The organism is Cupriavidus sp. 22TCCZM01-5 (genome assembly GCF_057798915.1).
Window position 1 is genome coordinate 1 of the sequence record NZ_JBYOJR010000034.1, and the last position, 13,369, is coordinate 13,369.

The following is a 13,369-nucleotide window of genomic DNA, read 5'->3' on the forward strand; positions in this document are numbered from 1 at the left end:
ACCGTACGTTTCTTCTTCATCGGCATATCCATGGTCATTACCTCTCATGATATGCCTCGTACAAAAATTTCCGGATAGGTCCCCCGAAACTGTCCGTGGTCCCTGCTGCGACCGACATCGTGTAATCGCCTTCGGCTGCGCTACGCGCAGAGCCCTGGTCTGGGCACCCAGGCCGCAGGCAAACCGCGCCGCAGCGAAGCGGAGAAACCGAACCGTTGGCACGGGCGACGATGATGCCCCGTGCATACCGACGAGGACGTGCGCGCAGCGCAGCCGAAGGCGTCCCACCGGTGACGCTGTTGGAACGCTGTACCCGAGCCCTGCATGGGGGTCGTACAAGAGCCGGTTATCGCAGGCACTGTTTCGGAATCACTATGCATAGCAGGCTCGAACGGCGATCACGTATCGCGAGACCAAAGCCGCTTGAAAACAAGAAGCGTATCGTTGATGGCCAGCCGCCAGGCGACGCGTTTTTTGGTTACTTCTTGTCGCTCGGACAAGAAGTAGGTCGCCGGCTACGCCGGCGAAACAGCGGCGCCTGCCAAGCACCAACCCTTCCCCATTAATCCCAAAAAAACAATGCCCCCGAAAGGGGGCTCAAGGAGGTGGGAGCTAGTCGCTTTGGCTATCCCAGGCCAGTTGGCATCTCGCCTCGCTATAGATAGCGTGTGTGTCGTCGCGAAATTTATGAACCATCCGTGAACGTATCCCGCTTGTCGATGACTCGGCCACCCTCGGTGAATACATCCCTCTTGTCAGTGATGGCCCTGCCCCCGTCCGTATACGGGTCGCGCGGGCCCATCACGCTGGAGCCATCGGTGTAAACGTCCGGTTTCGCGGTGCCTGCCGCATAAGCCGCACCAGCGGCGAGCGCAGAACTTGTCAAAGCAAGCAATAAAGCGGTTCTTAGCATTCTTCCACCTCCTAGTAGGCGATTAGAACGTCCCTCCTCTCGCGCAAAAACTTGTTTCAATATAGTTTGTGCGTCGCAACTATGGACGGCGCCTTTATACAGTTTTCTTGAGTCAGATATGACGTTGAATAATATCCCCGTGTAATGGGTACGATGCGTGAACTATGGAATGGCAGCCGGGACTTGCACCCCGGCATTCTCATCCACGGTGCATTCGTAGACATTGGGGTTGCCGCTTTCGCCATTCCACCAGTAATGCTCTGCGCATTGGCGACGCAGGCAAGGCGCGCCTGATCGCCGGAATGCGGCGCTGGTGTCATCGTCGACGTCAGGGCCGCTTCAGCGTATCGCCAATGGCGAAGCTCGACAGTTGCTCGATCGCCTTGACCAGCGCTGAATGATCCCAGCCCGCGCCGCCCTGTGCCACGCACACGTTGAACAGTTGTTGGGTCGATGCCGTATTGGGCAGGCCCAGCCCAAGCTGCTTCGCCGTGGACAGCGCCAGGTTCAGGTCCTTCTGGTGCAGTTCGATGCGGAAGCCCGGATCGAACGTGCGCTGGATCATCCGTTCGCCATGGACTTCCAGGATCTTCGAGCTGGCAAAGCCGCCCATCAGTGCCTGGCGCACGCGCGCCGGATCGGCGCCGGCCTTGGCGGCCAGCACCAGTGCCTCGCTGACGGCCTCGATCGTCAGGGCCACGATGACCTGGTTGGCCACCTTGGCCACCTGGCCATCGCCCGCCTTGCCCACCAGCGTGATGTTCTTGCCCATCAGCTGCAGCAAAGGCAGCACCTTGTCGAAGGCGTCCTTGTTGCCGCCGGCCATGATCGAGAGCGTGGCTGCCTTGGCGCCGACTTCTCCGCCTGACACCGGCGCATCGACATAGTCGCACCCCAGCTTCCCGATCTTCGCGGCGAACTCGCGGGTCTCGATCGGCGAGATCGAGCTCATGTCCACCACGATCTTGCCCTGGCTCAGACCCTCCGCGACGCCGTCGTTGTCGAACAGCACGCGCGCCACGTCGGGCGTGTCGGGCAGCATCAGGAAAATGACTTCGGCCTGCCGGGCCACCTCGGCGGCACTGGCACATGGCTGCATGCCCTGGTCGAGCAGCGCCTGCGGCACGCCGCTGCGCGTGTGCGCGTAGACGGTATGGCCGCCCGCCTGCAGATGTTCCGCCATGGGCTTGCCCATGACGCCCAGTCCGATAAATCCGAGCTTGCTCATGTTTTCATCCGGTTGAGTTGGCTTCAGGACGCAAAGCGCGCGCGCAGCGCGCGTGCCGCATCGCGCGACCGGCCGCGAGCGCGGAAAGCGGAGCGGCTGCGCCTTTCAGGCAGAATTGCGGGTGCTGAATCAGAAATGCACGATAAGCTGCGCAGCCTTACGCGTCAAACCGAACTATTGCAGACATTGTCTGCCGGACTCCCCCAGACATTCGCCCGACCGGACCTTGCCATGACTTCCACACCTGCCCAGGCCGCCCGCACCGGCGGCCGCGTTCTTGTCGACCAGCTCCGCATCCACGGCACGGAGCGCATCTTCTGCGTGCCGGGCGAGAGCTTTCTCGACGTCCTGGATGCGCTGCACGACCAGCCCGCCATTGACCTCGTCGTTTGCAAGCACGAGGGCGCTGCCGCGAACATGGCCGAGGCCGATGGCAAGCTCACGGGCCGCCCCGGCATCTGCTTCGTGACACGCGGGCCGGGCGCGACGCATGGCAGCATCGGCGTGCATATCGCCCAGCAGGACTCCACGCCGATGATCCTGTTCGTGGGCCAGATCGCACGCGAGCACAAGGGCAGGGAGGCGTTTCAGGAAGTGGACTATGCCGCCGTGTTCGGCTCGATGGCCAAGTGGGCGGCAGAGATCGACGATCCCGCGCGGATTCCGGAGATGGTGGCGCGTGCGTTCCAGGTCGCCACGTCGGGCCGGCCCGGCCCCGTGGTGCTGGCACTGCCCGAAGACGTGCTCGATGGCCTGGTGGAGTGCGCCGATGCCGCGCCCTACCGGCCGGTTGCTGCCGCACCGCGCGCCGAGGATGTGCAGGCACTTGCCGCGGCCTTGCGCGCCGCGCAGCGTCCGCTGGTCATCGCGGGCGGGGCCAACTGGACCGGGCAGGCCGCGCGCGATTTCGCCGCGTTCGTCAAGGCGTGGGATCTGCCCGTGGCCTGCGCGTTCCGTCGCCAGGACGTGATCGACAACCGCGATCGGCACTACGTGGGCCACCTGAGCCTGGGCGTCAATCCGAAGCTGGCGGAGCGCGTGAAGACGGCGGACCTGATCGTGGCGTTCGGCACGCGGCTCGGCGATATCGCGACCGACGGCTACACGCTGCTGCAGGCCCCGCTGCCCGCGCAGAAGCTGGTGCATATCCATGCGGACAGTGCGGAACTGGGGCGCGTGTATCAGGCCGCGCTGCCGATCCACGCGGGCGTGGCGGCCGGTGCCGCGATGCTCGCGTCGCTGCCCGCGCCGCCCGCCGCGCCGTGGACGGAGTGGACCGCCGGCGCGCGTGCCGACCATGAGGCCTTTGTCATGCCACCGAAGCCCCATGCCGAACTGGCGGGCGTGGACATGGCGGCAGCCATGTCGCACCTGAGCCAGGTCTTGCCCGAGGATGCCGTCGTGACCAACGGCGCCGGCAATTATGCGGTCTGGCTGCACCGCTTCTTTGCCTACAAGCGGCCACGCACGCAACTGGCGCCGACCTGTGGCGCGATGGGCTATGGCCTGCCAGCGGCCATCGCGGCCAAGCTGCGCCATCCCGGACAGACCGTGGTCTGTCTTGCCGGGGATGGCTGCTTCCTGATGTACCCGCAGGAAATCGCCACGGCCGCCGCGCATGGCGTGAACCTGATCGTGATCGTGGTGAACAACGGCATGTACGGCACGATCCGGATGCACCAGGAGCGTCGCTATCCGGGCCGCCAGAGCGGCACGACCCTGCTCAACCCGGATTTCGTAGCGATGGCAAAGTCTTGCGGTGCCTGGGCCGAGCGGGTGGAGCGGACCGGGGACTTTGCCGCGGCGTTCGAGCGTGCGCGGCAGGCGGGCAAGCCGGCCGTGCTGGAATTGCTGACGGACCCGCTGCAGATCACGCCGGCGATGCGGGTCAGCGATTTGCCGAAGTAATCAGGCAGACGGAGTCGGGCGGGCCTTGTATAGGCCTCGACGTACGCATGGATGGAGTTGCGTGGTACACCCGCGGCCGCACAGTCCGACCGCACCTGAGTCTTCTGCAGGCGACAGCGCCACGTCTGTCGCACTGCACTGATTTTGCAAAGAACGCCGGCGAAATTTGTCGGACGGCATCCGATACCGGGCAGAAAGCGGAGCGCAGAGACTGGCAGTATCAACATCAAGGAGACTGCCATGCCGAACATTCATGTTGTCCCCGCATCGGATGGATGGACCGTCGAGCACGCCGGCGGCAGGGACCGCAAGTTCTATCCAACCCAGGAAGAAGCGATCGCTGCCGGCACCCAAAAGGCCAGGCAGGAGAAGGTTGAACTGTTGATCCACGGCCGCGACGGGCAGATCCGCGAGCGGAACTCCTTCGGTCACGACCCGCGCGACGTCAAGGGGTGATGCCGCGCCAGGCGCCCTTGCCTGCGCCGCCACGGCTCGCGTCTATGCTGTCCACATGGCGCGCAACTCTCTTGAACGATACCGCGAGAAACGTGATTTTGGCATCACGGCCGAACCACCGGCGCGCGCGCGCGCCCGTCGCGGCAAGGCGCCGCTGCGCTTTGTCGTACAAAAGCACTGGGCCAGGCGCCTGCACTACGATTTCCGCCTGGAACTCGACGGCGTTCTGCTGAGCTGGGCTGTTCCCAAGGGACCGAGCTTCGACCCGTCCGAGAAGCGCATCGCCATCCACGTCGAAGATCATCCCGTCGATTACGCCGGCTTCGAGGGCGTCATCCCGCCGAAACAGTACGGAGCCGGTTCCGTCATTGTCTGGGACAACGGCACGTGGGAGCCCGTGGGCGATGCGCATGCCGGCATGGCGCAGGGCAAGCTCGAATTCGCTTTGCACGGGCAGAAGCTGGCGGGCCGCTGGGAACTGGTGCGAATCGCGAAGCCCGGAGAGTCCGACGACCAGTGGATGCTTTTCAAGAAGCGCGACCGGTGGGCGAGGCCACATGCTGAATACGATGTCATCACGGCCTTGCCGGACAGCGTCGTCGCCCATCCGCTTGGCCCGCTCGAAGCCCGCGAGGACAGCAGCGGTACGGTGCCCCGTCAGGACGCCGACCTGTCGGCCGCCGTGCCAGGCACGGCGCCGGCGCGCCTGGTTCCGCAACTTGCCACGCCGACGGCGAAGCTGCCGGCCGGCAACGGCTGGATCATCGAGACGAAGTTCGACGGCTACCGGCTGCTGGCCCGGATATCGGATGCCAGGGTTCGCCTGATCACCCGCAACGGCCATGACTGGACGCGCAAGCTGGCCAGCCTCGCCAGGGAAGTCGAGAAGCTCGATATCTCGGAGGGCTGGCTCGACGGCGAGATTGTCGTCCTGCGCGATGGCTTGCCTGACTTCAATGCCCTGCAGAATGCGATCGACGGTGGCCACAACGAGCGGATCCTCTACTTTGTCTTTGATATCCCGTACTGGGAGGGGAGGGATCTCCGGCGCGTGCCGTTGCAGGAACGGCGTGCTCATCTTGCGCGGCTGGTCGACGATCGATCCGAGCGCGTGCGTTTCAGCGAGAGCTTCGACGCGCCCGCGGCGCAGGTCTTCCAGGCTGCTGCCGAACTGGGCCTGGAAGGCCTGATGCTCAAGCGGGCCGACTCCCCTTATACCTCCTCACGGAATACCGACTGGCTCAAGGCCAAATGCAGGTTGCGCCAGGAGTTCGTCATCTGCGGCTTTGCCGACCGGGAAGGCGCGCCCGGCGAGATCGGCAGCCTGCTGCTCGCGGTGAACGAAGACGGGAAGCTGCGTGACGTGGGCAGCGTCGGCACGGGCTGGGACAGCAAGACCGCCGCCGCGCTGCGGACCAGGCTGGCGAAGCTGACGGTCGATGCCGCGCCGTTCCCGGTTTCGCCCACGGGCCGCAGCAGGTGGGGGCCGACGCGGACCAGCGCGCCGCACTGGGTCAAACCGTCTCTCGTGGCCGAAGTCGAGTTCGCCGACTGGACGCCCGCTGGCCAGATACGCCAGGCATCGTTCAAGTCCTTGCGCAGCGAAACGCCCGCGAGCGACGTTCGCCGCGAGGCGGTGCGGGTCGATCCGGGCGCAGTTGGCGTTACCGTGAAGGTCACCAACCCGGAGCGGGTGATCGACGCGACCACCGGCATCACCAAGCTCGACCTCGTGCGCTACTACGAAAGTGTGGCGGACTGGATGCTGCCGCATCTTGCCGCACGGCCGGTGGCGCTGCTGCGCGCACCGGATGGCATCGCGGGCGAGGTCTTTTTCCAGAAGCACGCCGAGACCACGAAGCTGCCCGGGTTGCGCGAGCATCCGGCAGCGCTGTGGCCAGGGCATGGCCGATTGCTGACGGTGGATTCGGCCGAGGCGCTGCTCGCGGCCGCTCAGTTGAACGTGGTCGAGTTCCACACATGGAATTCAACGGTGGCCGATATCGGCCACCCGGATCGCGTGATCTTTGACCTCGACCCCGGCGAGGGCGTGTCGTGGCAGCACGTGCAGGAGGCGGCATTGCTGATGCAGACGCTGCTGGGTGAACTCGGCCTGGCGGCCTGGCTCAAGACGAGCGGCGGGAAAGGACTGCACGTTGTCGTACCGCTCGTGCCGGAGCTCGATTACGACACGGTGAAGGACTTCTCGCGCGCGGCAGTCCTGCACCTGGCCAGGACCATCCCCCAACGCTTCGTGTCCAGGGCGGGCGCGGGCAACCGCAAGGGGAAGGTGTTTGTCGACTACCTGCGCAATGGCGTGGGCCAAACCACCGCGGCCGCTTTCTCCGCGCGGGCACGACCGGGCATGGGCGTATCGATGCCGCTATCATGGGACCAGCTGCCTCAACTCAGGAGCGCGGACCAATGGAGTGTACGAAACGCCCGGGAATACCTGAGTTTCCGGACGCATGACCCGTGGAGTGACTTCTGGTCTACGGCACAAAGCCTCAAGAGCGCCATCGAGCATCTGGGCTGATGGAGCCGGTTCTTCTTACCATCGTGACGTGGAGATAGCATTATGGCTGCGCGATCACTTGCTTCGCTTTCCCTTTCATTCGGCCTCGTGTCGATACCGGTCAAGCTGTACACGGCGACCGATTCGGAGTCCGCGGTGCGGTTCAATCTGCTCAGCAAGGATGGCTCCCGGCTCAAGCAGCAGTACGTGTCCGAGCAGACGCGCGAGGTGGTGCCGCGGGAAGAAATGGTGAAGGGCTACGAATTCGAGAAGGACCAGTTCGTGATCTTCAGCCCGGACGAACTCAAGGCGCTCGAGGAAGGTGCGAGCCACATCGTGGAGATCGTCGCATTCGTGCCCGAGAAGGGGGTTGACCCGATCTACTACGACAAGACCTATTACATCGCCCCGGACAAGCGCGGCGGCAAGCCCTACAGCCTGCTGCGTGCCGCGATGGAAAAGACCGGGCGGTGCGCGATCGCGAAATGGGCCTCCAAGGGCAAGTCCCACATGGTCCAGATCCGTCCGATCGAGGGCGGGCTCGTCTTTCAGCAACTGCTGTTCGCGGACGAGGTTCGATCCATCGCCGACCTGCATGTCGAGGACGCGGCCGTGTCCGACGCCGAGCTGAAGCTTGCCATCCAGCTGATCGAACAGGCATCCGAGGATCATTACGATGCCAGCCAGTATCGCGACGAAGAGAAGCAGCGGGTGCTGGCGGCGATCGATGCGAAGATCGCCGGCAAGCAGATCGTCTCGCCGGAGCCGGTCGAGGTCTCGCCGTCCGGCCAGGTCATCGATCTGGTGGAGGCTTTGAAGAAGAGCCTGTCGGCAGGCAAGCGCACAGGTGCGGCCACGACCAAAGCCGCCGCCGCGAAATCCGCAGCCGCGGAGTCGCCCGCACCACGCAAGAGTGCAAAGCGCACTGCGGCCACTGTGGCGGCGATGCCAAAGCGCGCGGCGAAGAAGGCATGAGCGCGCAGTCGTACACGCTGCAAGCCGTGCTGGCGCTGGTGGGAATCTCGCGTTCCGTGGTGAACGCCATGCTGGCGGCCCGCATCGTGATTCCCGCCCGCGGGGCGGGCAACCGGTACCTCTTTTCCTTCCAGGACCTCCTGCTGTTTCGTACCGCGCATTCCTTGCGCGCCGCGAACGTTCCGACCGCCCACGTGATTCGATCCCTGAAGCGGCTCGAAGCGCTCGGCAAGGGGAGGCCGCTGACCGGCATTCGGGTGACTGCGCTGGGCGGCGCAGTGGCCGTCAAGGACGAGCACGGTCACTGGCACGTCGAGACAGGCCAACGGATCATGGATTTCGACGCGCCGGGGAGTCCGGCGCCCGTGGTAACACTGAACCCTGCTTTCGCATCGGCCACGACGCTTGATGGCCATGCGCTGCTCGAGATCGCCCGGGAGCTTGAGCACGATGATCCCGACGAAGCCGAGCGGGCCTACAGGAAGGCGATCGCCGCCGATCCGGCGCTGGTCGATGCCTATGTCAACCTGGGATGCATGCTGTGTGACCGGTCATGCCTTGCGGACGCGATCGGACTGTATCGGGATGCGTTGGCGAACGGCGTCGACTCTCCGCTGGTCCACTTCAATCTCGCGGTGGCACTGGAAGACAGTGGCGCCATCGAAGCGGCGCTGGCCGAATACCATGCGTGTATCCAGCTGGCTCCCGATTTTGCGGATGCGCATTACAACGCTGCCCGGCTGCACGAGACGATGGGGGACGACCGGCGGGCCATCCGGCACTATCAACAGTATCGAAGGCTTGAGGGCGGCTAGAACGTTGAATCCATCCGCGACGGCAAGGCCGTTCCTCGAAGCCCTTTCTGGGAATGCGTCCTGCGGCGCCCCGCTGGGAGATCAATCCAGCCAAGGATTCGCTAGAAGGATGCCCACACCTTCGAAGTCTTTGCTGTTGCGTGTGGCCAGCGTGGCGGCGTGGTGTCGGCAGATGGCTGCAATTTGTGCGGCGGCCATGCTGATCGGGCGGCCCGCGCGGTCGCGCTGGGAGACGAGCGCGGCATAGTGCACGGCAGAGTCCTCGTCGAACGGCAAGACCCGGTCGGCGAATTCCTCATCGAGCATCTGCGAGGCGGCTTCCTGCAGCCTCGACCTCCGGGAGCAGAAGCGCCAGCGCGCCTGTGGCCGAGAGGATGCTTTTATACGAGACGGTTCTGAGTTTGGAGTGGCATCCCGGCCCTCGTACGTCACCAGAAAAAAAACCTTGCAGATAAGAGCATATGCACCTATCTTCCATATAAGAGCATATGCTCTTATCTCACCGAGGATTACAGCCATGAAAGACACATCCATTCTCATCAGCGGCGCAACCGGCCGTACCGGCGGAGCCGCCATCGATGAACTGTTGCAGATGGGCCAGAGCGTCCGCGCATATGTGCGCTCGGATGACGAACGCGCAGCGGCGCTGCGGGCACGCGGTGTCGACATCGCCATCGGCGATTTCACCGATATCGACCAGATTCGTGCCGCTATGGAAGGCGTCAGCGCCGCATACTTCCTGCACCCTATCGCGCCGGGAATTCTCGGGGCCGCGGCCTATTTCGCGCAGGCCGCGAAGGAGGCCGGCGTTGGTGCAATCGTCAACATGTCGCAGATATCTGCGCGGCGAGAATCGACCAGCCATGCGGCACAGGACCACTGGGTGTCCGAGCGGGTGTTCGACTGGTCCGGTGTGCCGACGACGCATCTGCGCCCGACCTTCTTCGCGGATTGGCTCGTCTACCCGCATTTCGCGAAGGAGATCTGGGCCAAAAAGAAGATCGAGTTTCCTTTCGAGGACGGACGCCACGCCCCGATCAGCACGGACGACCAGGGCAGGGTCATTGCTCACCTGCTGGCAAAGCCCGAAGGCCATGGGGGCAAGATATACACGCTGCACGGCCCAGTGGAAATGAACCACACGGAGATCGCTGCAGCGATGAGCGAGGTGCTCGGCGCCAAGATCGAATATGCTCCGACTTCGATCGAGGCGTTCAAGCAGAAGATGGAGCAGCTATACAAGTTCCCTCCCTTCCTGGTGCAGCACCTCGTCGAAGTCGCCCAGCACTATCGGGAGGGCGTTTTCCAGGGGACTAACGATGTTATCGAGAAGATCACGGGCACACCGGCGCTGTCAGTGCCTGCCTTCATCGAGAAGTACCGAAGCGCATTTGCCTGAAATGCGACGAACTGAGCCAGTTGACAACGTTAAGGAGAAGTGGAGATGCGGGCGGAAAGCCAACCCATCGGTGTGGATCAATGCAACTGCTTCACGGTGAGGAAGGCTGCCCGCCAGATCTCGCGTCTTTATGACGCGTATCTCCAACCTTCCGGCCTTCGCATCACGCAATTCCTGATCCTGGCAACGTTGAACGAGGGCGAATCCGCCTCGGTCAATGCCCTGGCTGAGCGACTCGACATCGAGCGCACCGCCATGGGAAAGATGATTGGATTTTTGGAGCGCGATGGCTACGTAAAGGTACGCCCCTCTCCTGAGGACGGTCGTATTCGCATCGTCGAGCTTACCCCGGACGGAAGGAAGCTATTCGAACGGGCAGCGCCGCTCTGGCAAGAAGCGCAGCGTCAGTTCAGCGTCATGAACGGAGCGACAAATGTGGAGGTGTTGCGTCGCAGTCTTTCGGAGATGAAGGTCAGCGTTGGGCCCTCATCTCCCGTGGAATAGTCACTGTTCTGGTGGGGCACCCTGAGTCGCTGAACATTTTTCGAGGTAAGAAAAAGTCGAACCATTTTGTGATTAAGCCAAGTCCTGGCGGATAAGGGTACACGTGCGTTGAAGCAAACGCTCTTGTCCGATGTTCCAGCGTACATCGCTCCCGAGGGCTCGAGACGAAGAACTCATAAACTGAATTCGACGGGATTGGCGCGATGTGCCGGTCGCCCGGCCCGGGGTCTCCGAAGTTGAGTCCGGTCCGCGCGGCCGGCATTGATGCGGGCACAGGCGCCGCCATTGTCGCTCAGTCAGTTCCGCTTTGACGCGGTCTCCGATTCGAATGCCTTCAGCCCGTGTGATACGCCAGGGCGCCGTGCGACTGCCTCATACCACTGCATAAGTGCCGGGTGATCTGCCCACTGAATATTGCTGCTGAAAGCCTTGGTGATCGTGAATGCAGCGATGTCGGCAAGCGAAAACATATCGCCAGCCATGAACGCTGTCGACTCCAGGAATCGCTCCGCCTCGATGAGGGAGGCTCTTGCCAGATCATTGATGAGCGAGGCCTGTGCATTCGCGCCGAGTTGTTCGAGCCGGAACGCGCCGTGGCTGACCGCGATAACGTCAGTCACAAAATAGAAAAAACGCTCATAGACTCTTGCGCGTGCCACGGATCGGCGGGCATGAGCGTGTTCTTGGAACGCTCCGCCGCAAACAGCATGATGGCGTTTGACTGCGTCAGCACGAAGGTTCCGCCGCTCCGGTACTCGATAAGCACCGGAACCTTGCCGAAGGCATTCAGGACACGATGTTGCTCGCTGTGCTGTTCGCCTGCAGCCAGATTGACCCGCTTGACTGCATACGGAATGCCCGCCTCGTCAAGAGCAATCGCGGCACGGATGCAGTTGCCTGTCAACGCTCCATACAGTTCGATTGAACCTTGCATGCGCTCTGCCTCATTGTTATCCATACAGTCTTACTGCGCTGGCGCACAGGTAGAAAGGGGTGTACAGCATCGGTCCGACATCTTCCTGAGGCGCTAAGTAACCCTCGATCCGCCTCAACTCTCAAAAGGAGCGAAGAGGAGCAGGTCGCAGACGTTCGGAATTTCCAAGTCCGGAACGAGGCGCCGCCCAATGTCGGCCAGCCCCGTGCCAATTGCCGTGTGCGGCTTCTTCCTCGCCACTTCAGCCAGCGCTTGGGTGAAAGCTTGCTTGAACCCGACGCGCGGGTACAGGGCAAGCGTATCCTCAATGAGTTGGGGAGAAATTTCCTCGATCCTGAGGCCCATCACGTCGACGTGCGCACCGAAATGAACGAGGGCAACCTCGGGCTCTCTGCGATCGGCGATATCGGCCGCGGAGTGAAGCGCAATGGCATCCCAGGCGATGCCGGTCTTCGCGGGCGGGTAGTCGTTCGCCAGTAGGAACCGACTCGCCGCATCGGCCCCGTCTACTTCGAAGCGCTTGTCAGCCGCGTGCTCGTGCGAAAGGCCAAGGTCGTGAAGCAGGGATGCCACGTACACGAGTTCCCGGTCAAACTTCATCTCGCGCTTCCTGGCGAGAAACTCGGCAAACCAGTAAGTTCGATGAACGTGATTCAGGATAGCCGGTGCGTGGGCTTGCGCGGCGAGCGCCGCAGCCTTGCGCGACAGCTCCGAATCGGGCGCGGTAATTCCGCCGATAGTGACAGGTTTGCTCATATGTCCTCGCCAGTCTCTGGGCCACGCAAACACTTGCCTGGCAGGTTTGGTGCGATCAGGCAGTGGCCAGCCAAAGCTTTTCCGTCCCGATCTTCTCCGCATATTGGATGGCCGCTTTGGGAGTAAGCCATGTCGGTCTTCCTTGATGTTGAGCCGGCCCAGCTGGGCCGCTTCGCAGTCCAAGGTACGGCAGGTCGAAGTTGGCAGCAATGCCGTTGACACCTCGTTTTCTGCCATCATGAACGGAGACGCGTTGGTCTGTGGCCATGGTCGCGGATGGGGCTCGCGCGGAAGGCAAATGCCCGCTCAGGGATGGTCGATCGCCGCGAAGCACGGCGGACGTAGCAAAGTGTGTCGCTCGATCCGGTAACTTCATCTACCTTGAGTCTCCGGGGTTTCGGTCTGTCTGCAGATCGCCGCTTCGCTGTTACCCACCGAGAACAGTTAACCGCACCGTAACAATCGTACGACGCCGGTTGATTGATGCATGTGGGCGCGACTCCTAGAGTTGTCTGCAAATGGCCGGCCCGCCTTGAGGTACGGCGCCTAAAGCACCACATGGAGACAACATGATCATCTACGGAACCGCGCTACTGGCCATCTGCCATCTGGTGGGCCTGTACCTTGGCGACCTGCTGGGCGCCGCCATCGGCGTCAAATCCAACGTCGGCGGGGTGGGCATCGCCATGCTGCTGCTGATCTTCCTGCGGCTCTACCTGCATGACCGGGGCCTGATGCCGAAGGAGACCGAGGCCGGTGTGGGCTTCTGGGGCGCGATGTATATCCCCGTGGTGGTGGCGATGGCGGCCCAGCAGAATGTGGTGGCAGCGCTGCGCGGCGGTCCGGTGGCATTGCTGGCGGCCGTCCTGGCGGTGGCGGCCAGCGCCTGCCTGATTGCGCTGCTCAGCCGTACCGGCGACCACGAGCCCCTGCCGCCGCTGCAGGCCAATGCCGTGTCGGAATAAG

General features: G+C 63.1%; 13 protein-coding genes. 8 read left to right on the top strand and 5 right to left on the bottom strand.

Translation table 11 applies throughout. The features are described 5' to 3' along the window. Positions 1-1,241 precede the first annotated feature (1,241 nt). Positions 1,242-2,141: a 2-hydroxy-3-oxopropionate reductase gene (locus tag AC3FNH_RS25665; RefSeq protein WP_488722065.1), complete on the bottom strand. Its 900-nt coding sequence runs from the start codon at positions 2,139-2,141 to the stop codon at positions 1,242-1,244. Between the two features lie 231 nt (positions 2,142-2,372). Here AC3FNH_RS25665 and AC3FNH_RS25670 point away from each other — a divergent pair, with 231 nt between their 5' ends. The 5 genes from AC3FNH_RS25670 (at position 2,373) to AC3FNH_RS25690 (ending at position 8,810) form a co-directional block, all read left to right on the top strand. After that, positions 2,373-4,049 (top strand): thiamine pyrophosphate-binding protein, encoded by a 1,677-nt coding sequence (locus tag AC3FNH_RS25670; protein ID WP_488722066.1) that lies wholly within the window; start codon positions 2,373-2,375, stop codon positions 4,047-4,049. A gap of 240 nt (positions 4,050-4,289) precedes the next feature. Beyond that, positions 4,290-4,505, top strand: a complete 216-nt coding sequence (locus AC3FNH_RS25675) for a DUF2188 domain-containing protein (RefSeq protein ID WP_276101908.1) — start codon at positions 4,290-4,292, stop codon at positions 4,503-4,505. Between the two features lie 55 nt (positions 4,506-4,560). Then, a complete protein-coding gene (ligD, locus tag AC3FNH_RS25680) occupies positions 4,561-7,041 on the top strand; it encodes a DNA ligase D (protein ID WP_488722067.1) in 2,481 nt (826 codons plus the stop codon). A 42-nt stretch (positions 7,042-7,083) separates the two neighbouring features. Continuing rightward, positions 7,084-7,995, top strand: a complete 912-nt coding sequence (gene ku, locus AC3FNH_RS25685; RefSeq protein WP_276101906.1) for a non-homologous end joining protein Ku — start codon at positions 7,084-7,086, stop codon at positions 7,993-7,995. Further along, positions 7,992-8,810, top strand: a complete 819-nt coding sequence (locus AC3FNH_RS25690; RefSeq protein WP_488722068.1) for a tetratricopeptide repeat protein — start codon at positions 7,992-7,994, stop codon at positions 8,808-8,810. Before ku ends, AC3FNH_RS25690 begins: the two co-directional genes overlap by 4 nt. A gap of 81 nt (positions 8,811-8,891) precedes the next feature. On the opposite strand, the gene AC3FNH_RS25695 is transcribed toward AC3FNH_RS25690, so the two are convergent. Continuing rightward, positions 8,892-9,116 (bottom strand): PIN domain-containing protein, encoded by a 225-nt coding sequence (locus AC3FNH_RS25695; protein ID WP_488722069.1) that lies wholly within the window; start codon positions 9,114-9,116, stop codon positions 8,892-8,894. Positions 9,117-9,327: 211 nt separating this feature from the next. Between AC3FNH_RS25695 and AC3FNH_RS25700 the strand changes: the two genes are divergently transcribed. Further along, positions 9,328-10,209: an NmrA family NAD(P)-binding protein gene (locus tag AC3FNH_RS25700; RefSeq protein ID WP_488722070.1), complete on the top strand. Its 882-nt coding sequence runs from the start codon at positions 9,328-9,330 to the stop codon at positions 10,207-10,209. Positions 10,210-10,254: 45 nt separating this feature from the next. Next, on the top strand, positions 10,255-10,713 hold the full coding sequence (locus tag AC3FNH_RS25705; protein ID WP_276101901.1) for a MarR family winged helix-turn-helix transcriptional regulator: 459 nt from the start codon (positions 10,255-10,257) through the stop codon (positions 10,711-10,713). Between the two features lie 296 nt (positions 10,714-11,009). On the opposite strand, the gene AC3FNH_RS25710 is transcribed toward AC3FNH_RS25705, so the two are convergent. The 3 genes from AC3FNH_RS25710 to AC3FNH_RS25720 all read right to left on the bottom strand — a co-directional run bounded on the left by AC3FNH_RS25710 (position 11,010) and on the right by AC3FNH_RS25720 (position 12,403). Further along, on the bottom strand, positions 11,010-11,333 hold the full coding sequence (locus AC3FNH_RS25710) for a glutathione binding-like protein (protein WP_488722071.1): 324 nt from the start codon (positions 11,331-11,333) through the stop codon (positions 11,010-11,012). Next, entirely contained in the window at positions 11,330-11,671 is a 342-nt protein-coding gene (locus AC3FNH_RS25715) for a glutathione S-transferase family protein (protein WP_488722072.1), read from the bottom strand. The genes AC3FNH_RS25710 and AC3FNH_RS25715 overlap by 4 nt, the downstream gene beginning before the upstream one ends. Positions 11,672-11,761: 90 nt before the next feature. Beyond that, on the bottom strand, positions 11,762-12,403 hold the full coding sequence (locus tag AC3FNH_RS25720; protein WP_488722073.1) for an HD domain-containing protein: 642 nt from the start codon (positions 12,401-12,403) through the stop codon (positions 11,762-11,764). Between the two features lie 569 nt (positions 12,404-12,972). Between AC3FNH_RS25720 and madL the strand changes: the two genes are divergently transcribed. Continuing rightward, positions 12,973-13,368, top strand: coding sequence for a malonate transporter subunit MadL (gene madL / locus AC3FNH_RS25725; protein ID WP_488722074.1), 396 nt, complete (start codon positions 12,973-12,975; stop codon positions 13,366-13,368). Position 13,369 lies beyond the last annotated feature (1 nt).